The 20893-nt window shown below is 43.7% G+C and carries 24 protein-coding genes and 2 pseudogenes; 7 read left to right on the top strand and 19 right to left on the bottom strand.

Annotated features, from left to right (window positions below; all coding sequences use genetic code 11):
* Positions 1-11: 11 nt before the first annotated feature.
* The 3 genes from prmC to A37S_RS0119865 form a co-directional block, all read right to left on the bottom strand.
* Positions 12-878 (bottom strand): peptide chain release factor N(5)-glutamine methyltransferase, encoded by an 867-nt coding sequence (gene prmC / locus A37S_RS0119875; RefSeq protein WP_028298500.1) that lies wholly within the window; start codon positions 876-878, stop codon positions 12-14.
* Between the two features lie 125 nt (positions 879-1003).
* Positions 1004-1339: a DUF5615 family PIN-like protein gene (locus tag A37S_RS0119870; protein ID WP_028298499.1), complete on the bottom strand. Its 336-nt coding sequence runs from the start codon at positions 1337-1339 to the stop codon at positions 1004-1006.
* 1 nt (position 1340) lies between these two features.
* Positions 1341-1568, bottom strand: a complete 228-nt coding sequence (locus A37S_RS0119865; protein WP_028298498.1) for a DUF433 domain-containing protein — start codon at positions 1566-1568, stop codon at positions 1341-1343.
* Between the two features lie 118 nt (positions 1569-1686).
* Between A37S_RS0119865 and ribD the strand changes: the two genes are divergently transcribed.
* From ribD to A37S_RS0119845, 4 genes are all read left to right on the top strand, one after another.
* Positions 1687-2742: a bifunctional diaminohydroxyphosphoribosylaminopyrimidine deaminase/5-amino-6-(5-phosphoribosylamino)uracil reductase RibD gene (ribD, locus tag A37S_RS0119860; RefSeq protein WP_028298497.1), complete on the top strand. Its 1056-nt coding sequence runs from the start codon at positions 1687-1689 to the stop codon at positions 2740-2742.
* Position 2743: 1 nt separating this feature from the next.
* The gene (locus A37S_RS0119855; protein WP_028298496.1) at positions 2744-3604 is read left to right on the top strand and encodes an EamA family transporter; all 861 of its coding nucleotides are present in this window, start codon (positions 2744-2746) and stop codon (positions 3602-3604) included.
* 100 nt (positions 3605-3704) lie between these two features.
* Positions 3705-4295 carry a nicotinamide riboside transporter PnuC gene (gene pnuC / locus A37S_RS0119850; protein ID WP_028298495.1) on the top strand — a complete coding sequence of 197 codons (591 nt, stop codon included), beginning with the start codon at positions 3705-3707 and terminating at the stop codon, positions 4293-4295.
* 101 nt (positions 4296-4396) lie between these two features.
* The gene (locus tag A37S_RS0119845; RefSeq protein ID WP_028298494.1) at positions 4397-5014 is read left to right on the top strand and encodes an IMPACT family protein; all 618 of its coding nucleotides are present in this window, start codon (positions 4397-4399) and stop codon (positions 5012-5014) included.
* 83 nt (positions 5015-5097) lie between these two features.
* On the opposite strand, the gene nrdF is transcribed toward A37S_RS0119845, so the two are convergent.
* From nrdF to A37S_RS0119825, 4 genes are all read right to left on the bottom strand, one after another.
* The gene (gene nrdF / locus A37S_RS0119840) at positions 5098-6081 is read right to left on the bottom strand and encodes a class 1b ribonucleoside-diphosphate reductase subunit beta (RefSeq protein WP_028298493.1); all 984 of its coding nucleotides are present in this window, start codon (positions 6079-6081) and stop codon (positions 5098-5100) included.
* A gap of 107 nt (positions 6082-6188) precedes the next feature.
* Positions 6189-8279 carry a class 1b ribonucleoside-diphosphate reductase subunit alpha gene (nrdE, locus tag A37S_RS0119835; RefSeq protein WP_028298492.1) on the bottom strand — a complete coding sequence of 697 codons (2091 nt, stop codon included), beginning with the start codon at positions 8277-8279 and terminating at the stop codon, positions 6189-6191.
* Positions 8248-8649: a class Ib ribonucleoside-diphosphate reductase assembly flavoprotein NrdI gene (nrdI, locus tag A37S_RS0119830; protein WP_028298491.1), complete on the bottom strand. Its 402-nt coding sequence runs from the start codon at positions 8647-8649 to the stop codon at positions 8248-8250. Before nrdI ends, nrdE begins: the two co-directional genes overlap by 32 nt.
* 32 nt (positions 8650-8681) lie before the next feature.
* Positions 8682-8918 carry a glutaredoxin family protein gene (locus tag A37S_RS0119825; RefSeq protein ID WP_028298490.1) on the bottom strand — a complete coding sequence of 79 codons (237 nt, stop codon included), beginning with the start codon at positions 8916-8918 and terminating at the stop codon, positions 8682-8684.
* Between the two features lie 369 nt (positions 8919-9287).
* Here A37S_RS0119825 and A37S_RS0119820 point away from each other — a divergent pair, with 369 nt between their 5' ends.
* Positions 9288-9575, top strand: a complete 288-nt coding sequence (locus A37S_RS0119820) for a hypothetical protein (RefSeq protein ID WP_028298489.1) — start codon at positions 9288-9290, stop codon at positions 9573-9575.
* 44 nt (positions 9576-9619) lie between these two features.
* Here the strand turns inward: A37S_RS0119820 and ispE are convergent, their stop codons facing one another.
* Positions 9620-10420 (bottom strand): 4-(cytidine 5'-diphospho)-2-C-methyl-D-erythritol kinase, encoded by an 801-nt coding sequence (gene ispE / locus A37S_RS0119815; RefSeq protein ID WP_028298488.1) that lies wholly within the window; start codon positions 10418-10420, stop codon positions 9620-9622.
* A gap of 302 nt (positions 10421-10722) precedes the next feature.
* Between ispE and A37S_RS0119810 the strand changes: the two genes are divergently transcribed.
* Entirely contained in the window at positions 10723-11757 is a 1035-nt protein-coding gene (locus tag A37S_RS0119810) for a DUF4097 family beta strand repeat-containing protein (protein ID WP_028298487.1), read from the top strand.
* 89 nt (positions 11758-11846) lie between these two features.
* Here A37S_RS0119810 and A37S_RS0119805 read toward each other — a convergent pair whose 3' ends face one another.
* The 6 genes from A37S_RS0119805 to A37S_RS0119775 form a co-directional block, all read right to left on the bottom strand.
* Complete coding sequence (locus A37S_RS0119805) at positions 11847-13334, bottom strand: MoxR family ATPase (RefSeq protein WP_028298486.1); 1488 nt, start codon at positions 13332-13334, stop codon at positions 11847-11849.
* 112 nt (positions 13335-13446) lie between these two features.
* Positions 13447-14550 (bottom strand): vWA domain-containing protein, encoded by a 1104-nt coding sequence (locus A37S_RS0119800; RefSeq protein ID WP_028298485.1) that lies wholly within the window; start codon positions 14548-14550, stop codon positions 13447-13449.
* Between the two features lie 191 nt (positions 14551-14741).
* Complete coding sequence (locus A37S_RS28175) at positions 14742-14867, bottom strand: hypothetical protein (RefSeq protein ID WP_281169884.1); 126 nt, start codon at positions 14865-14867, stop codon at positions 14742-14744.
* 284 nt (positions 14868-15151) lie between these two features.
* On the bottom strand, positions 15152-15703 hold the full coding sequence (locus A37S_RS28060; RefSeq protein WP_245586434.1) for a hypothetical protein: 552 nt from the start codon (positions 15701-15703) through the stop codon (positions 15152-15154).
* A 398-nt stretch (positions 15704-16101) separates the two neighbouring features.
* Positions 16102-16461, bottom strand: a complete 360-nt coding sequence (locus tag A37S_RS0119780) for a helix-turn-helix domain-containing protein (protein WP_028298483.1) — start codon at positions 16459-16461, stop codon at positions 16102-16104.
* The gene (locus A37S_RS0119775) at positions 16439-16756 is read right to left on the bottom strand and encodes a type II toxin-antitoxin system HigB family toxin (protein WP_028298482.1); all 318 of its coding nucleotides are present in this window, start codon (positions 16754-16756) and stop codon (positions 16439-16441) included. Before A37S_RS0119775 ends, A37S_RS0119780 begins: the two co-directional genes overlap by 23 nt.
* 574 nt (positions 16757-17330) lie before the next feature.
* Between A37S_RS0119775 and A37S_RS0119770 the strand changes: the two genes are divergently transcribed.
* The gene (locus tag A37S_RS0119770) at positions 17331-17711 is read left to right on the top strand and encodes an HU family DNA-binding protein (RefSeq protein WP_028298481.1); all 381 of its coding nucleotides are present in this window, start codon (positions 17331-17333) and stop codon (positions 17709-17711) included.
* 475 nt (positions 17712-18186) lie between these two features.
* On the opposite strand, the gene A37S_RS0119765 is transcribed toward A37S_RS0119770, so the two are convergent.
* The 5 genes and pseudogenes from A37S_RS0119765 to A37S_RS27835 all read right to left on the bottom strand — a co-directional run.
* A complete protein-coding gene (locus A37S_RS0119765) occupies positions 18187-18477 on the bottom strand; it encodes a DUF5615 family PIN-like protein (protein ID WP_028298480.1) in 291 nt (96 codons plus the stop codon).
* Positions 18478-18528: 51 nt separating this feature from the next.
* Positions 18529-18716: pseudogene (locus tag A37S_RS25430) on the bottom strand (DUF433 domain-containing protein).
* 235 nt (positions 18717-18951) lie between these two features.
* Positions 18952-19809, bottom strand: a complete 858-nt coding sequence (locus A37S_RS0119755) for an aminotransferase class IV (protein WP_028298479.1) — start codon at positions 19807-19809, stop codon at positions 18952-18954.
* Between the two features lie 114 nt (positions 19810-19923).
* Positions 19924-20601, bottom strand: a pseudogene (locus A37S_RS25425) (RluA family pseudouridine synthase); the annotation flags it as partial.
* A gap of 103 nt (positions 20602-20704) precedes the next feature.
* Positions 20705-20893 (bottom strand): hypothetical protein (locus A37S_RS27835; protein WP_036603406.1); only part of this gene is annotated, 189 nt, incomplete at its 5' end.

The raw sequence follows: 20893 nt of genomic DNA, 5'->3' as shown, positions 1-20893 counted from the left end.
TCCAAATAACCTCACGCCTCCAACAAAGCCCTAACGATACGATCTGCTCCTTGCATATCCTGTATTAGTTCTACATGCTTATAGCCCTTCTTGCGCAAAAGATCACAAACCTGCGTACCATAGTTTTTATTTATCTCAAAGTACAGTTTGCCGCCTGCCCTTAGATGGGAAAGGCCGAAAGACGCTATGGTTTCGTAAAAAAGCAAGGGAGCCTGCCCTTCCACAAAAAGTGCCATATGTGGCTCGTATTGCAGCACATTGGGATGCATAGCAACCTTTTCATCTGGAGTGATATAGGGTGGATTGCTCACAATGACATCGTAGCACTGCTCATTCATGAATACGGAATCCCATTCCAAGATATCCATCAGCATAAAGTTCACGGCCGCCTCATAACGATAGGCGTTTTTTTTGGCCACCTCTAGTGCTTCCCGTGAAATATCTACTCCCGACACTACCGCCTCGGGAAACTGGAGTTTCAGGCTAATGGGAATACAGCCGGAACCTGTTCCGATATCTATCATGCGCAGGGAACCACTTTGCCCCTTTGTATCGCGAATAATCAGGTCGACCAATTCTTCCGTTTCGGGCCTGGGAATGAGTACCGACTTATTCACCTCGTAAGGACGTCCCAAAAACCAAGCTTTTCCGACAACGTACTGCAGTGGCTCGTCTCTTTCAAGACGTTGTAGCGCTTCATGGAATTGTTGTTGGATATTCTCCTCCAGCACTTCGTTTTGCTTATTCAAATAGTCTATTTTGCTGTAACCAAGATAAGCTTCTGTCAACGCAAAAAATATATGGTCTATTTCTCCCTTGTCGTAATGTGCGCTTAGATTGATGTAGAAGTTATCTTTAATGTCTTTTAGCAATGCCATAATTGAAGGCAAACATAGTAAAAAGTTTTAAGTGGCAAGTTTTAAGTTCTAAGTTTATCGCGCATCTAAGTACAAGATACTATAATTAACATTCATGCTAATTTTTGCTATGTCTAAGAGGCATGTTATACGATTTCCAAAAAGCCATACTCATCTGTTTTATACAATCTCTCCAGTTCTAGTTGATGTTTAACCAACAATTTCTCTAGAAAAGCATTGCTTTGATTGCCCGTCCTCAATAAAACAACTTTCGGGGGAAATCCCTTTATATTGGCAAGGTTCAAGTAGTCATCGTCATTTGTTATTATGATCAAATCGTTAACTAATGCGTATTTCCAGATATCAATATCGGATGCAGGAATAGTAAGACCAATGAAATCAACGTGTAAACAGTCCTCAAAATATATTTTGAGCTTCTTTGTTAACCGCCAGGATAAATTGGCATCCAATAGCAGTTTCATGCTAAGCAGCTACGATTTTGATGAAAGATTCTCGGTTGGCGGCAAAAGCAAGTGCAGCAAAAATATGTTCCTGTTTTAACAACGGGTAGTCCTCAAGGATTTCAGCATTGCTCATACCAGAGGCTAGCCACTGAAGAATATCAACTACAGCAATACGTGTTCCTTTAATGCAAGGTTTCCCAAAACGGATATTGGGATCAATTGATATATAAGATGAGAATTGTTCCATAAGGTAAAGTTACGTAATACTGTCATTAATTTCCAATTAATTATTTCGCTACCTGCCCGAACAGACAAGCATCCCAAGGAGCAGATCGTATTATGTACTATTTTCATAGCTTTGCACCATGTCTGTACACGAAACTTACATGAGGCGCTGCATAGAACTGGCCATGCTGGGAGCAGGAAAAGTGAGTCCCAACCCCATGGTGGGAGCAGTCATTGTCCATAATGGGGAGATAGTCGGCGAGGGATGGCACCAAAAATATGGCGGACCTCATGCCGAAGTCAATGCCATACAGGAGGTGATAGATCGTCATGGCGCAAATGCCAAGGAGCTATTACAAAATGCTGCCATGTACGTCAGTCTGGAGCCCTGTGCCCATTTTGGTAAGACTCCTCCTTGTGCCGACCTGATTGTTCGCCATCAAATACCGGAAGTAATTATTGCCTGCAACGACCCCTTTCCAAATGTCAACGGAAGGGGCATCGCCAAATTGCAGGCGGCGGGCATCGACGTGACACAGGGAATACTGGAAAAAGAAGCTACCTTCATGAACCGTCGATTCTTTACACGTGTACAGAGGCATCGACCGTATATCATACTCAAATGGGCAGAAACTGCCGATGGCTATTTTGCCCCAAGTGAACCGAGTCAAAAATGGATCTCTGGTCCGCTCGCCAAGATCATGAGCCACAAATGGCGCAGTGAGGAAGATGCCATCTTAGTGGGTGCCGGTACGGCACAGACGGACAATCCCATGCTCAATGTACGGGAATATCCTGGTAGGAATCCTAAGCGCATAATCATAGATAAAAACCTCACATTAGCACCTCATTTGCACTTATTTGATAATCGCCAGGAGACCATTGTGTTTAATGCGCTGGAAACCGATTGGAAAGAAAATACAAAATATATCGCACTTGAAAATTTTGACCTATACCTGCCTCAAAACATCATGTACCAGCTATATCTTATGGATATACAATCTGTTATCATAGAAGGAGGAGTTAAAACATTGGAGCAGTTCATCACGGCCGGACTTTGGGATGAAGCACGAATATTTCGTTCGGATACTTTTTGGGGCAGGGGTAGAAAGGCACCGACGTTACCAACTATTCCAGCTGATTCAGAGCGCATAGGCAATGATATATTAAACCTTTACTTAAACACCGACTACTAACATGATATATGTACTTTTCAGTGTGCTTTGTAGCGTCAGTGTAGCTGTCTGCATCAAGATGGCCCGCTCAAGGCAGATCAATATCATCCAAATGATTGCTTGGAATTACCCCATGGCAATTGTATTGAGTCTACTGTTTTTCCTACCAGACTGGAGTTTGTTCAAGTGGTCCGAAATGCCATTTTCGCTCTATCTCGTGTTGGGTTTACTCCTGCCGTCCATGTTTTATATCATAGCACAATCACTCCATTACGCCGGCATTGTACGTACGGAGGTGGCGCAAAGACTGTCTCTCTTCATCCCGCTTGCAGCTTCTTTTCTGCTCTTCCGAGAACATCCCCAGCCCTCGATAATAGTGGGGATAATAGTGGGAATAATGGCTATGGCATGTTCCATTAAATGGAAAGGCGAATCTACCAACAAAGCCAAAAGCAATACCTGGTTTTTGCTTCCCTTAGTATTCTTGGGCATGGGAACAGTGGATATACTCTTCAAGCAGGTAGCTCAGTACCAACAGGTACCTTATACCCTATCCATATTAATTGTCTTTGTTATCGCTGCTCTACTATCACAAACTTATGTCGGCATCGGCATCGCACAAAAGAAGATGCCCATTTCGAAGAAATCGATCGGTTGGGGCTTCATGATGGGTCTTTTCAACTTTGGCAATATCATTTTCTACATGAAGGCCCATCGCGCGGTGGCCAACAATCCGTCCATTGTCTTTTCCAGTATGAACATTGGCGTCATAGCCGTGGGAGCAGTGGTAGGGCTAGTCTTGTTCAGGGAAAAACTCAGCTTCGTCAATGTGCTCGGGATTATCCTTGCAGTTGTTTCCGTATTGATCATTACCTTGTTTTGATTAGGAAACCTACTTTCTGTGCAAGCGATTATCATTTCAGTAAAAGTAGATTTTATCTATTTTAGTGCTTTTAAAATTACGTCGTCATAACCTTATCCAAATGGATCCATTTAAAATACTGGAATTTGTAGGAGTTGCCTTTTGGGTCACCTACCTGTTGTTGCTTATCAGGGAAAATATCTGGTGCTGGATATTTGGCATCATGGCCTCCATCATCACCATCATTATGTTTTACCACAGTAAGATATACATGGAAGCTGCTCTCAATGTGTATTATGTAGCGGCGGGCTGTTACGGTTGGTATTATTGGGCCAAAGCGAGAAGAAACCAAGCTGGTATGGTGAAACAAAAAGCGCCCGTGGTGCTTTGGTCATGGAAGATGCATTTGCTTACCTTTGTCGCTGCCGTCGTGGTAAGTCAGCTATTGGCCAGGATGATGCAGCAACATACCGATTCACCAAGACCTTATGTCGACGCTACCTTGGCTACTTTTAGCTTCTTGGCCACCTTGATGGAAACACGTAAAGTACTCACCTGCTGGATCTATTGGATCGTGGTGAATGTATGTCTAGTGGGGCTACAAATAGATCGCGAAATCTACCTGTATGCAGGCTTGTCGGCATTTTATGCCATCATGAGCGTGCCCGGTTTTCTAAGGTGGAGGAAAAGCTTCCTCAAGACTAAGGCATAGAGACTAGAGACTAAAGCTCGAAGCGCCGCACCTGTCAAACAGCTCTAGATTTTAGTATTTTTGCTTTGAGCTTTAAAGACCTTGATACTTAATACTAAAAAATGAATTTATTTGAAGATACTTACAAGACCATAGCCGCTCCAAGCGAGGGAATCTTTAAGGACAAAGGAAGCAAGTTTATCGCTTATGCTTACCCATTCCACCAGGAGGAAAGCCTCAAAGACATTCTCTTGGAAATAAAATCGGCCCATCCCAAGGCAAGACATCATTGCTATGCTTATAGGCTCACAACAGACAGGTCTGTTTTCCGCATAAATGATGATGGAGAACCATCTGGTACAGCAGGCAGACCTATTCTCAATGTATTGCTGAGCCAGGATCTCACCAATATATTGGTAATTGTAGTACGCTATTTTGGGGGTACGCTACTGGGAGTACCTGGCCTCATAAACGCCTATAAACAAGCAACAATAGAAGCGCTATCGGAGGCCGAAACGATAGAGAAAACGGTCAACGATTGTTACCGTATCCACTTCGATTACTTGCATATGAATGATGTCATGCGGATCATAAAGGAAGAAAACATCAACATCTCAAAGCAGGAATTTGACAATCAATGCATTATTGATATGGAAATCCGGCAGGGGGAAGTAAACCGAACAATGAGCAGGTTCGATAAAATAGATGGATTGAAAAAGACATATCTTTATACAAATTAGTAAAACAAAAGACACAAAGAGCTATCTCCTTGTGTCTTTCTCTTGGAATCAATAGCCCATCACTATTTATTCCATTCCAGTTGTTATACTGGCAAGCTCAAATCTGGTTCAAAGTCATCGTCATGCAAATGGGTAACCGCAGTGGCCTTTTCGTAATTCGTAGACTTCTTGGAAAAGAAATCGTGCTGTGTAGTTTCCACACTTAAACCATTTAAAACGATCGAATTGACATCCTTCACCTCATAGACAGGCTCAAATCCCAGATTCATCATAGCCTTATTGCCATTGTACCTGATATAGTCCTTCACATCTGCTGTCAAGCCTACATCGGTATACACCTCATCGGTATATTTCAGCTCATTTTCATAGAGCTCATCCATGATGGCCAATAGTTTTCGTTTACTGGCCTCTGGATCTTTCAGTTTTTTATACACTTCTTGTGCCAGCAAACCTACAAATACACCATGTATCGATTCATCGGCCACTATTTTCTTTATAATATCGGCACTGGCCACCATTTGTCCTTGTCCAGCCAACCATAATGGAATGAAGAAACCACTATAGAAAAGAAAAGTTTCCAAAAGCACGGACGAACCCAAGGCCAAAAACAGTTCTTCATTGGTCACCTTATTTTTGTCTAGCACCCGATATTGCTTATCAATGGTAGTAGCCTTAAACTGCAAAAACTTGTTGTTCTGCACCCAGTCAAACACGTCATTGATTTGGGAAGTACTGGCCACCGTAGTAAAGATAGTGGAATAGGATTTGGCATGGATAGCTTCCATCATACACATGAAAGACAACACCGCTTTGCTTTGCAGACCGGATATATGATCTAGCAATTTCGGCATTCCCGTGTGACTCTGTAAGGTGTCCAATAGCGTCAAACCGGAAAGTGCTTTCATATAGCATTCCTGCATTTCGGGGCTCAGGCTTTTCCAGCTATCTATATCTTTAGACGGAATATATTCCGTATCTATCCAAAACTGGCGGATGTTTTGTTCCCAAAACATACCCACATAATCATTTTCTGGCGTATTCCAGTTGACCGCTTTATATTGACTCATATTTATTAAGTATCAAGATATTTATAAGCTCAAAGCACAAAGCCTAAAGACTAAAGCGCCGATACGTGCTTTAGTCTTTCTAGCTTTAGTCTTTCAGCGCTTTTATTTTATACAGAACAAGAAATACATTCATCAATGGATGCTTTTCTTGTACGGGTATAATACAGCGACTTTAAGCCCATCTTATGGGCGTATATATAGTATTTTGCCAGGTCACGCGTAGTGTCCTTACTATTGGTATGCAATATAGTCGATATCCCTTGGTCTACATGGCGCTGGATAACGGATATGAGCCTTAGTACGTTCTTCTGATCCATATCATAGGCCGATTTGTAGAAGAAATAATTGTCGTTGTCGAGGTACGGCATAGGGTAATAGGTCGTACTATCGCCATATTCGCGCACTTCTATCGTATCTACTACGGGCATTACAGATGCCGTAGCATTCATGATATAGGAAGTCGATTGGTTGGGCGCTATGGCCATCCGATAGGCATGGTACATGCCATGTTGCATCACATCTTGCTTCAGTTTTTCCCATTCTACGGGGCTAGGAATTTCTACCCCTTCAAACAACTCTTTCACGCGGTCGGTCACTGGAAAAAACTCGTTGCTTATGTATTTATCAAAATAGGAACCATTGGCGTAATCCGACTTCTCAAACCCTTCAAATTGGATACCGCGTTCGCGCGAAATCTCCATAGAAGTTTCGATGGAATAATAATTGACCATCATGAAGAACACGTTGCAGAAATCAAGTGCCTCTTTGCTTTCGTACATGATGTAGTTCTTGGCCAAGAAACCGTGTAGGTTCATGGCTCCCAAGCCTACGCTATGTAGTTCGCGGTTGGCCTTCTGTATAGTGGGCACCATCTTGATATCGGAACGATCAGTTACCACTGTCAAGGCGCGCATAGCGGTCTTCACGACTTCTTTTATGCGCTTGTTTTCCATGGTAGTAGCTATATTGAGCGAGCCTAGGTTACAGGAAATACCATAGCGAATGGTGTCTTCCTTTTCATAGGTTTCAATATCGGAGACCTGAGACAGCTGCATAATCTCGGTACACAGGTTGGAGAACTTTACTGAGCCTATGCCGTTGAGCGCATGTCCCCTGTTCGCATTGTCCTTGAAAAACAGGTAGGGATAACCACTTTCTTTTTGCGTTTGCGCTATCTTGATGATCAGGTGACGAGCATTTACCTTGCGTTTCTTCACCTTGGGGTTGCTCACCAATTGCTCATACATGGCATCCATATCCATCTCGTCCAAATACTGGCCATATTCGCGGAATACGGTATGCGGGTAGAACAGGTAGCATACATCATCTTTTTCGGCGATTTCCATGAACTTGTCAGGGATAACAACACCAATGGAAAGTGACTTGATCCGTAATTTCTCATCGACATTGATTTTCTTACAGTCCAAAAATTCGTCGATATCGTTATGGAAAATGTTCAGGTACACGGCACCTGCCCCAGGACGCTGGCCAAGCTGGTTGGCATAGGAAAAGGTGTCTTCCAAAATTTTCATGACGGGCAGTACCCCGCTAGAACGCCCTTCTACTCCCTTGATAGCCTCTCCGCGCGCGCGTACCTTCGAAATATTAAAAGAGACCCCGCCGCCTATGGATGAAAGCTTCATGGCCTCATCAATGGCATAGCTTATACCGCTCAGGTTATCGCCTATTTCATCCAAGAAACAAGAGACCAATTCGCCCGAACGCAACTTACCCGCGTTGAGGAAAGTGGGAGTAGCCGGCTGGTACTCTTGATTGATCAATATCTCCGCATATTCCAGTGCTCGCTGCACATCGCCTGCTGCTAAGAACAAGGATACCGAAACCACGCGGTCTTCATAGCGTTCCAAGAACTTCTCCCCGCTGTCATCGCGCAAAGCATAACTTTGAAAGAACTTGAAGGCGCTCATGAACGACTGGAACCTGAATTTCTTGGCATATACAAAGTCGTATACCTCCTTCATTTCATCAAAGGTATACTGCTCATAGAAATTGACATAGTACTTATGTTCTATCAAGTAGTCAATCTTTTCCTTTAAAGTATAGAAAAAGACTGTATTCTTGTTTACATAGTCCAAAAAGTAGGAACGAACAGCCTCTTTATCCTTGTGCAGGCTAAATTCGTCATCCTTTTTGGTCATGATCTCATTATTGAGCAATATCCATTGTTTCGTAATCATGATGGTATTCGTTAATTTTATTTATCATTTCCTGAACTTCGCGGCCGTTACCTGAAAGTTCGAATTTCATTAATAGTGGTAGGCAGTACCGATCTGCAAGGGTATCCCCTGCTTTGCCAAAATTTGCCCCCCAATTGCGGTTACCGCTGACCGAAACAGTTTGCACATAATCGGCATTGTTGGACATGAAGGCGTCCGTCTTGGGCGGAACCTGTCCGAAGCCAGTAGTAAAAGTAATCAGGTGCCCCGGATGCATGGCCTTAGTATGTTCGTCTATCTTCGTGATATGCCATCCCGTTGCTTCCGCCAATTTGTGTACAAAACGATCTACATTGCCCGTCTTACTATCATAGTAAATCCACTCTTGCATGTCATCTTCATTATGTGTACAACAAAAAGAATTTACATGGCTATTAACAAGGACAGCTCTTCCGGTTTGAAGCCAACAATTCGGCTCACCTCTGCATCTTGATCCGTTACGATGACCGTTGGCACCGAACGCACTTTGTAGCGCATGGCCAATTCTGGGTTCTCAAAGGGATTTACCTTTTCATAAGCCACACCCTTGCTGTCCAAATATTCAGACACCATTGTGCAAGGAGCACAGTTTTCCTTTTCAAATTTGATAACTTTCCTCATGGTACTTATTTTTTTATTTTAGACAATGAGACAGCACCTTATTCCTTTATAACATGCCATCAAGCTTTGTATATTGCGTATATTTGCGAGGGCAAATCCTATTTTTTCCTTGGATTGCTGACAGGGTCCTGTCCTTTCCTCTTCACTACAAATTTGCGCCATAAAAAGCACAAAGCCTCGACTTAGTTATCAACAAAAGTGGAGTAATTAACATTTTGAGTGTAAAACATTTTTTGTACCTATTGAATTCCAATTGATTGGAAAGGGCAAAAAGCTTCGTTTCCGAATAATCAAGGCTGTTTTTTGGGAATTATCGCCTTGACGCGATTTATTATTACCAACAATTGTTGATAACTTATAAAATCCAGTGTGGATAATCGCAAAGACATCAAGGACAGCCGTTTAGTGGGGATATTTGAGTTGTGGGTTGTGGGTTGTGGGTTGTGGGTTACAGCTATCCTTAGTCTGAAGCTAAAGCAACGAGCGGTGGAGACTAAGGATGAGACCATGAAAACGGCAGTCTGGAGACTGCCCCATCATTCCCATTCCGTACGCCATCCACTCTCTACAGACCTACGGATAATTGTAAAACTAAGGAAAGAAGCGGCAGAGACTAAGAATAGTTGCAAACGCTATAGTAGCGATGCATCGCTTTAGTCACTAAACTTTCAGTTTTTCGCTCACAGGATGTCTTGATACTTTCAGCAATAAAAAACCTGATGCTCCTTTTCCAATGCTTCTAGCTTGACAGGCTCCTTGAAGATACCGTAGACAGCAGAGCCACTTCCACTCATGGAGGCATAGAGCGCACCGGCCTCATAAAGTGCGGCTTTTATACCCCTTATACTGGGATATACCTTAAAAATGCCTTCTTCAAAATCGTTGAAAATAACCTGTGCCCATTTTTCCACGGGCCTTTCGATCATTTCTTTCAAATTTCTCCCCTTTGCCTGGGGTTTTACCAAGCGATACGCTTCCGGAGTACTGATATGAACAACTGGCTTGACTAGCACGATATGGTAGCCATCTAAATTAAGCTGTATGGGAGTGAATTCATTGCCAATACCTTCGGCAAACACTGGTTCATTTTTGATGAAAAAACTACAATCTGCACCTAAACGGAGCGCATATTGCTGCATTTGGTCTATGGAAAGTCCCAACTGGAATTGCTCGTTCAAAAGTTTAATCATGTAGGCAGCGTCCGAAGACCCCCCTCCCAAGCCTGCTCCTATCGGGATTTGTTTATGCAAATGAATCTGTACCGGCTCCAATTTGAAATCTGAAGACAATAGCTGAAAGGCCTTGATGCATAGATTACTGTCATCGTTGTTCGGTATATCCAATCCGGTAACCTCCATGCTTAAGCGTTCGCTGGGAAGAATTTCCAGCACATCGTAAATTTTCAAGGGATAAAACACCGTTTCCAGATTATGATAGCCATCATTCCTTCTATTGAGCACTTGCAGACCGATATTGATCTTGGCATTGGCAAATTGAATCATGGCACAGAAATAAACATTAATAATAGTTTTTCCAAATAAAGCGCATCCATTTTTAAACAAAAAATAGGTCAAAAACGAACATCGACTGTCCGATTCCGAACAATCCAACAAAAAACAAAAACACTTAAATAACTAAACAACAACATTTTACAATATCGGCACAAAAGAAGTTTACCTGATAGCAGAAAAATAAATTATCCAAGGCATGCAACGTTTGTGGAAAAGGGAGCGTCTAAACAAAAAGCCTTGATACACAAGCGCCTTACGGGTGGAGATAAACATTGTAAACAAATTAAAACAAAATGAAACATCAATTGACATTATTTTTATTGTTCTTTCTAGGATGGAACATCACTACCTATGGACAGCACAATTATACGCTAAAAAACCTCAGTAGAGACAACATCACCTCATTATCCGTACAGACCTCTGGCGGGAGTATCTCCGTCGTTGGCGTGCCGCAGTCCGAAGCGCATATCGAAATGATCGTTCAGCCCAATGGCAATAAATACAAAAACCTCAGCAAAGAGGAAATAGACCAACTATTGGAAAAGGATTTTGATATAGTTACCGAACTGGGCGGCAAGCATTTGAACGTTTCGGCAAAACCCAAGAAAAAGACCAATTGGAACAGCCCAATTTCTATTTCATTTAAAGCTTACGTACCCAAAAACGTATCGAGCGAACTGAAAACCAGCGGCGGTAGCATTCGTTTGGAAAACCTGACAGGAAAACAAAATTTCGCCACTAGCGGCGGCTCTATCCGTATCAGCCTGGTAGATGGCGAGCTAAACGGCAGAACTTCCGGTGGGAGCATCCACATCAGCGATTCCAAGAATAGCGCCGTGCTCCTTACAAGTGGAGGAAGCATACAGGCAGAGAACCATGTAGGCAACCTTCGTTTAAGCACGTCGGGAGGCTCCATCAAACTAAGCAATTTGGACGGCTCCATTGAAGCTAAAACAAGTGGCGGCAGCATCACCGCTACGGACATCTCCGGAGACCTGTTGGCAAGCACCTCTGGCGGCAGTGTACGTGTCTCGAAAATGAGCGGCAACCTGGAGGCCAGCACCAGCGCCGGCGGCGTAGATGTCAGCATGATTCAGGTTGACAAATATATAAAGTTGAGCACCAGCGCTGGGGCCGTGAACTTAAACCTGCCTTCCGGAGCCAATAAGCTGGATCTCGACTTAAAAGGAAACCGGGTAAATATCCCAACGATAACCGGATTTAATGGAAGCAGCTCAAAATCCAGGGTTCAGGGAAGCACTAATGGTGGTGGAACGCTCATTTCTGCCAGCACATCCGTGGGAAGCGTAAATTTAAGCTTTAACTAAAAAAAATACGCTGAAAACTTCACCAAAGTTTGCCTGCACTATGGCCATAGCGCAGGCAAACTTTGGTGAAGTTCTATCTCTTCGAATTCCTATATCAAATCTTCTGGATCGTCGGCGCTGAAATCGGAGCTAAACAAGCTGGAAAACATATCGGCAAAACCGAAGCCTCCCTGAATGACATTCTTGCTCAGTTGCGAATACTCTGCCAAGCCGTTCAATACAAACTCCATCATCAACAGTTTCTCCTTTTCCGAATATTTAGGGTATTCTTTCTTCACAAAGGACTCCAGTCCAGGGACGTTCATCAGCGCCTTCTTGTAGCTTTTATCGTCAAGTTTATCCGTTAAGTCCACGTAGTTGCCTTCGCTAAACCAATCTATGATTTGCTGATATGGATTGCCATGTTTCGATTTTTTTGCTTTTTCAGGATCGGGAAAATAAGTGACAAACGTATTCTTGATAGCGCTGTTTATCAATTTGACAGCCACATGCATTGGACCCTCGAGCTCACCTTCATACACCAGCTCTATCTTGCCGGTAATGGCGGGTATCACACCGGACAAATCGGCCAAGCGCACATGGGTTTCATCCTCGCCATTGATGAGCATTCGCCGCTCTGCCGCGCTCACCAGGTTTTCAAATGCCGATATAGTGAGCCTGGCGGATACGCCAGACTTTTGATCGATGTACTCGCTCTTGCGTGCCTCAAAGGCAATCTCCTCCACCAGGTCGCATAGGAGAGCAGACACCTTAACGCGCTGGCGTTGATCTGCTGTCAGTCTGGCTTCTTGTGCCGTAATGGCCTTGGAGATCTCCACGGTTTTGGGATAATGCGTCAGTATCTGGCTCTCGATACGGTCTTTCAATGGGGTGACAATGGACCCTCTATTGGTGTAATCCTCTGGGTTGGCCGTAAAGACAAATTGAATGTCCAGGGGCAATCGCAGTTTGAATCCCCTTATCTGAATATCTTTTTCCTGCAGCATGTTGAAGAGGGCAACCTGTATCCTCGCCTGCAAATCGGGCAGCTCATTGATGACAAAGATGCTACGATGTGCCCTCGGTATCAGCCCAAAGTGAATAACCCGCTCATCATTATAGGTCAACTTGAGGGTAGCTGCCTTGATGGGATCTACATCCCCAACCAAATCGGCTACCGTGACATCCGGTGTCGCCAGCTTTTCGGTATAGCGCGCACTGCGATGCAACCAAGCTATGGGAGTAGCATCCCCCTTCAGATCTACGGCATGCCGGCCATACCAGGATATCGGTTGCAAGGGGTCATCAAAAATCTCGCTTCCCTCTATATAAGGAACATATTCATCCAATAAGTCCACCATCAAGCGCGCGATACGGGTCTTGGCCTGTCCACGTAGACCCAGCAATAAGATGTTGTGCCTGGACAATATAGCCGTCTGCAATTCGGGGATTACCGTCTCGTCATAGCCCATTATACCTTTGAAGCCTTCTGTCCCTTGCTGCAATTGCTTAATCAGGTTTTCGCGTATCTCTTCTTTTATGGACCTGCTTCTATATCCCGTTTTTTTGAGTTCTCCTAATGTGGTAATGTTGTTCATTTTAGTTGTGCGTTGTGCGTTGTTAGAAAAGTATCAAGACGCTATGAGGTGTAGGGCGGAAGGTTGTAAGGGGAAGCGCATTCCTTATACCTTATTACCCTAAACCTCCTACCTACCCCCTAAAGGTCTTCCTTCTGTTGCGAATATAATCTTCAAAGATATACTCGCCTAGGCCGTTCAGCGAGCTGTAAAAGGCCTTGCCTCCGTTTGTCTGTGTAAATTGCCGTACGAATGCCTGCAAATAAGGGTCGCGCGCTATCATGAATGTGGTGATCGGTATTTTCAACCGCTTGCATTGTGCGGCCATATTGAGGGTTTTATTAACCACCTTACGGTCCAGGCCCATGCTGTTTTTGTAGTAGCGTCCATTTTCCTTCAGGCAAGTTGGCTTGCCATCGGTAATCATGAAAATTTGTTTGTTATGTGTTTTTCGCCTTCTCAATATGTCCGTTGCCAGTTCCAACCCTGCAAAGGTATTGGTGTGGTATGGTCCCACTTGCAGGTAAGGTAGATCCTTCAGCGAAATAGGCCAGGCGTCATTGCCAAAAACCACGATATCCAGGGTATCCTTGGGGTACTTGGTACGTATCAGCTCCGCCAAGGCCATGGCCACTTTCTTTGCCGGAGTGATGCGATCCTCCCCGTACAGGATCATGCTATGGGAGATATCTATCATCAAAACGGTAGACGTCAGGGTTTTGTAGTCCTTTTCCTCCACTTCCAGGTCGCGCTCCGTCATCAGGAAATCATTGTCTATGCCATGATTGATCTGTGCATTGTGAATGGAGCTGGTCATATCGATTTGGTCAAGGCTGTCGCCATATTGATATTCCCGCCTATCGGCGTTCTTCTCCTCTCCTATGCCCGATTGCTGGCTATTATGGTTGCCCCTACCCGATTTTTTTAGCTTGCCAAAAATCTCGTCCAAGGCCGACTGCCTGATGGCCTGCTCCGATTTGGCAGTAATATTGAACTGCCCATCCCGTGGATTTTCCTTCAAGTATCCCTTGTCTTTCAGGTCCTCCAAGAAATCACCCATTCCATAGTCATCGTTGGTGATATTGTACTGCCTATCCAGTTCATTGAGCCATGCCAAGGCCTCTTCTACATCGCCCGACGTATAGGTCAATAGCTCTGTGAACAGTTTCAGCAATTCCTCAAAACCTCCAGATGGCAGCCCTTGAGGACGGAATGACGAAAAACGAAAGCCTCTCATGCTGTTGTTATTTGTTGTTGCGAAAGCTAAACTAAGAAAAAAAGTCCAACTCCAAGCCATGGCGCTTGTCATTTCAGTGTTAATACTATATTTTTGGTAAAAAGACAGAATAGCATGGAGAAGCCGCGATACACGTGTACCATTGCAGATGACGATCAGTTTGCTATTGATGGACTGACCAAGAACATCGGTCACTTGACTTCAATGGAATTGTTTTGTTTTTGCATCAGGCTCTTTGCTTCAGCTTCGCCAAGTACCTTGCCCTCTTGGTCCATGTAGGTGATCTTGACCTTGGAGACCCTTGATGTTGCCCTCATGAAGCCCTCGGTATCCTTCTCGAACTTCTACTCTAGGGAGTCGATTTCAACAGTTTCCACTTGCCTGATATGGTCATAGAATACGGGCGATGCATCCTTAACGAGAACTTTAAGCTCTTCCCATTTTTCTGCCAGGTCGGCATCCATACTAAAGATGGAGCTGTTGTCATTTCCACTTTTATGCTTAGAGTGCCTTCTAAACTAGCGATTAACTAGATACAAAAAATCAAGTTTCGCATGGCAGTAGCATCCGTCCATCAGGACACATAGTAATATGGGACATTTCATTTGGTCAATTCAAGGGGATTATTATCCCTTGCAAGAATTTTTTTAGCTTCCAACTCGTCTATAATCTTGCCGGAAACGTCCATGTAACGTACATTAATATAGGTATCGGGAGACATCTGCAACTGCGACCTCATCAAAGCGCCAGGATCTTTTAAATACTCCTGCCTTAAACGTATGATGGCTTTCTCCGATGTCTTTATGGCATCAGACGGCAGAACTAAATAGTTAACATCATTTTTCTTCTCGTCCCTATGGATTTCTCTAAAAAAAAGGCTACTTCGCCTTTTGTATCCTCTGCTTCTAGAATTAAACCGGGTAGTCCAGTAAGCTTCCAAGGACCATCCTGAAACGGTAAGTCCGGCGACCTCAACTACTATATGTTGTAGTCCATCCTTTTGGAAGTCTGTTCCATCAGGGCCAGTGATTACATAGCAGACTTGATTTGCTGGATCGCAAGTTGTCGAATTGGCCGCAGCATTCACTTTCTCAAAATACGCTAGTGCCATTACAGATAGCACTAAGCTAAATTTAAATAATTTACGTGCCATAACATATAATTTACCTTTGCGCCTACTCTATCCGATTTTCGGCTTCCCCTTTTTCGTGCTTTATACAGAGTTGATAGTATATATGCACCTGTTCTATAAACAAATGTGAATCAAACAAATCAACTTCCGAAATAACTTATGCGGAAACCCCATTTTTCTATGCGAAAACAGGTCGCCAGTTCCAATCGGGTATTCATGCAAGCAGAGCTTTTGGCTTAAGACTATCGCGGAACTGTTTTTCTCCAGTATCGGGACATGGCTGATGGCCGCAGGTAGCCGTGGTACAAAGCGATGAAGAGGGGGCGGTGCAGCAAAGGTAAAGCTGGCCTTGTAAAAACGGTGGATATATCAGAAAAGCAGAATTTATCCCTTGTCCCGGTTACAGGGCTTACTGGTTTTTAATACACCTGTATCAGTACATCGGCAGGAATGTTCAGCTTTTCTTTCAGCTTGCGTATCATTGAAAGGCTTAGCTTTCTTTTGCCGGACAAGATTTCCGATTTGCGGGAGCGGGCTCCGAGTATTTCGGAAAGGTCGGCTTCGGACATATTCATCTGCTCCAACCGGAAGCGTATCGCTTCCAGAGGACTGGGCTGCGCCACCGGGTAATGTTCATTTTCGTATTCTTTTACCAATATGGAAAGGATTTCCATCTCATCGGATTCTTTGGAATCTGGCTTTAAATCTTTTTGCAGGAGCACATAAACCCTCGTAAGGGCTTCTTCATATTGCTGCTCATTTTTTATCGGTCTTACCATAGCTCACTATTTTTGCATCTATTTTATCATATTGTTTGTGTGTACCGAACCAGACAACAAAAACAATCTTTAACCGGTACTCTATATCCACTATCAGCCGATAGGTATTTCCGTGTATATTGAAAACCACTCTTTTATCCGTAAGAACGGAAGCATTCCTGAATTGTGCTTTCAATTCGTTCGGGCTGCTCCATTCCGCAGTGTTTGCCTCCTCATACCAGGATAATAACGGCTGTTCAGCCTGCGGAAACGCCTCCCAATACGCTTTTAATGTTCTTACTGCTATTACCCGCATATGCAAACATACAAAAATGTTACCAAATTGGTTACGATAGTAAACTATTTTTTCTAAACCTTTTCGGTGCAGGGCTGTTTCTGCACCAAATGCCGTAAGTACGGGTTCTTCTTAATCCGTTCCATTTAGCTTACAACAACTACTAAAATAATCAATTTGGTTTGGATTTTCCTAAAAGCGCTGATTTATCATAGCGACTTGTGCAAATTTAGTCTCTCTTTTGATCCTACTGTTTACGGTTTAGATTATCAAAATAAAAATCCGCGTCTTACTCGCATTTCAAAAATTAAAATAGCCATCGAATACTGATTTTTAATTTCGTAAAAATTAAATTTTTAACCAATTTTATTTGTGTTTTTACAACAAAGTGCTGAAATTTGTATCATGAACAAAAGGGAAAGGTAGATAACTTTCGAGAACGGCAATCCGAAATGGTTCATGCTGAGTGCGGCCACAGCAACCACAGGGCGCAAGGGAAAATGGTTTCCCAGAGGTTTAGGACATCTTTTTGCTAGCGCTGGCAGGATGATGTACAAGGAGTTTATTTGTTCACCTTTTTAATTTGTAAAAGAAAATGGCTGTAAAGTACAAAGTAGTGGAAAGGGGCAATCCGCAAAGGCCGGATGACCCCAAAAAGTTCTATTCCAAACCCATCACCAGTGGTGAGGTGAATCTGGAGCAGTTGAGCGAGGACATCTCGGATGCCTCTACGCTGAACGTTATTGATGTTTCTGCCGTACTCACGGGGCTTATTCGCGCTATTCCGCGCCAAATATCCGACGGAAGAATCGTGCGCCTGGGCAACCTGGGTTCTTTTCGCCTTGGCTCCCGAAGCCAGGGTAGCGAAACGGCTGACGAAGTGAGTGGCCGTAACATCACCAGCAGGAAATTAATTTTCACTCCAGGAAAGTTGGTGCGCGAAAGGTTGGCCACCATTAGCTTTGAGCGGGAATAAAAGGAATTTATCCCAATCAATGAATCCCAAGGGCCTTGCGAGACGTCGCAAGGCCCTTTTTTATGGACAAAACCCAAGAACTGAGGCTCTCTTTTGGGAAAAAGAGAGCCTCAGTTCTTGAAAAGACAGCCTCACTTTCCAAAAAGAAAGCCACAGATTGAGATAAAGCAGTTTTTTGTTTAAAAGATGGACAAAATGCGTTGCTCACAAGACTTATACAAAAACAAAAGTCATATAAGTTAATAAACTTATAAAAATAAACAATATATATTAACTATAATAAGAATTTCTTTTCAAAAGATCTCACTCCCTGCAGCACCTTTTGGGCTATATGGTTGAAATACCGTTTCCTGTTGTAGCCCATCACCCAGTGTATAGCATAAGGAGAGCAGCTGACCGTTAACAAACTGCTTGAGCAAGGGAGACTGGACGGCTGGTCAGTCGGATATTGCCATGTCAACTCTAATCAGATAAATTACTGTAGCTCTACAATGTCAATCTCTTTGTTCATGAGCAATTGCAATGCTTGCTTAATTCTCGGCCTAATCTGATCCCAAAGTGACTGGTTACTACAATTCCCGATCTTTAGGTTAATCAGCTTTGGTGGCGCACCTAAGCGACTGATTAATTCGGGAAAATCTGCATCCTTAGAAATCAACACCACATTGTCATGACTTTTTGCTCGCTGATAAATAGTAAAATCGTCCAGAAAATGGAAATCGAGGGTGTAAGAAGATCTAACAGTGAGTTTCAGGTAGTCCCCCATCCATTTCGCGATGATAGGGGGGATATATTGGTATCCAACCAGATCTCCACATCAGGCTGCATAAATTACGGCCGTGTTTTTTATCTTCAAGGAAGCGTACAGCAGGGCAGCTAGAATATCCTCACGTTCCAAAACAGGGTGTTGTTCCAATATTTCGGTCTCCGTGAGGCCACTTGCCAATAATTCCAGATATCACTGACGGGGAACCGTAAGCCCCGTACCGTAGGTCTTCCTCCCATCAAGCCCGGCTTGATCGTAATGCGACTTAATAACTCTTGTTGTTTGACTTCCATAGCTATCACTTCTAATGATAACAAAGATAATCTTTTTGAGCAATGCTCAAAGGGTACAATCTAAATTGCCGCGATGTAGCGTTTCCGAAGCTGCAAGCTTCTATTTATGTCTGGTCCAAGTTAGGCTACCGCACCAGCTCACACCCAAACTTGAACCAGTACACGAAATTCAGGATCTTAACTACAAAGAAAACACCCTTTCATAAGCTCTCACTCCCTGCAGCACCTTTTGGGCTATATGGTTGAAATACCGCTTCCTGTTGTAGCCCATCACCCAATGGATGCCATTGACGGCATTGGTAAGAAAGAGCTCGTCGGCCTCGTGCAATATCAAGGGGTTTATCTGGGCCTCAATGACCTCCATGTCCAATTTTTGGCATACGTCAATAACCACGCGGCGCATCACGCCTGCCACGCAACCTTCGCTCATTGCGGGCGTGTACAGCTTGCGGTCGAAGTAGATGAATATATTGGAACTCAACGCCTCGCAAAGGAAATCCTCTTGATTGAGTATCAATATATCATCCAGTCCTGCTTTTTTCCTTTGAGCGCCCGCAAGTACATATAGCAGGGCATTATTCGTTTTCAAGTTGCTCAATGCATCTACATGCTTTTTATGCGCATGAAAGATGTCTATCAATAGTCCTGTTTTGTTGAGCGTATAATCTTCTTGTCCCAGTTGGCTAACTTCCAGCACAAAGCCAGCCTCATTCGTTTCGGGACTGTACAATCCCCCGCCCTCCCGGTATACCTGAAGCCTTACGCGGGCACTTCCGGTTAGTTTATTTTTTGCGAACAATTGTGCGACCCTATCCTGAATAAATTGCGTGTTCAGCAGACTTGGGTTTTCCAGTTGCAACAGCTGCATTCCCTTTGCCAATCTTTCCAAATGATAGGGCAAGAAATGTATCTGCCCCGCCTTAAAACGCATGGTCTCAAATACGCCGTCACCAAAACGAAAACTTCTGTTGCTTATGGAGACAGCAGGTTCCTTGGCACCGATTATTTGGCCATTTATATTTATATATTGATCGAGCATGATTTTATTGAGTATCAAGTATCAAGACGCTAGTATCAAGACCTATACTGCCTACACTTATTACCTTAAACCTAGACATTCTAGTCTTATGTCTTACGTCTTGTGTCTTACGTCTTAAAGGTTATCAGTATGCTTTACATAAGAACGCCACTTTTCCAAGCAAGCGGCAAAGTCTGCCGGCAGTTCCTGCTCAAAATAGCGTTCTTTTTTGCTGGTAGGGTGGATAAAGCCCAAGCTCTTTGCGTGCAGTGCCTGACGTGGCAGCAGCGCAAAACAATTATCTACGAACTGCTTGTATTTGGTAAAAACAGTGCCTTTCCATATTCTGTCTCCGCCATATAGCGCATCGTTAAACAAAGGATGGCCAATGGACAGCATATGCGTCCTAATCTGATGTGTACGCCCTGTCTCCAACTCACATTCCACCAATGTCACATAACCCAATCGTTCCAGCACCCTATAATGCGTCACCGACCATTTGCCTTGTTCTTCTGTATCATACATGGTCATCACCCTGCGGTCTTTGGTATGCCGCCCTATATAGCCGCTCACTGTGCCATCCTCTTCTATGTCTCCCCATACCAAGGCAATATACTTACGTGCAATGCTGTGGTCATAGAACTGCTTGGCCAAGTGGGTGATGGCCCATTCGTTCTTGGCGATAACCAATAGACCGCTTGTATCCTTGTCAATCCGGTGCACCAGTCCCGGTCTCCCCTCATTGCCCGGCATCTCGGGTAGCTGACTGAAATGATATACCAATGCATTAACCAAAGTTCCCGTATAATTATTCACTACCAAACGGATAAACTTAAAAACAGGCAATAAACTCACTTAACTTACTGATTATCAGTAAATATTTTCATTAGATAAAAAAGCCNCCCCCCCCTGTTTTTTAGAACAGTTCTACCTGTATACAAGGTGGTTTATTTCGTTTTTTCTGTTTGCTGTAAGTTCTCCTGCTGTTCTGCACCATCCAATATATCTCAAGATTACTGATTAAATGGATTCTTATCAGTGCAGCAATGGTGGAAAACGCCTTTTTGCTCTGGGATTTTACCCGGAGAACCTGCAACAGTAGCTG

Source organism: Olivibacter sitiensis DSM 17696 (assembly GCF_000427965.1).
Lineage (GTDB): Bacteria > Bacteroidota > Bacteroidia > Sphingobacteriales > Sphingobacteriaceae > Olivibacter > Olivibacter sitiensis.
The sequence above is the reverse complement of the archived record's forward strand: the minus strand, read 5'-3'. Positions and strand labels throughout refer to the sequence as shown.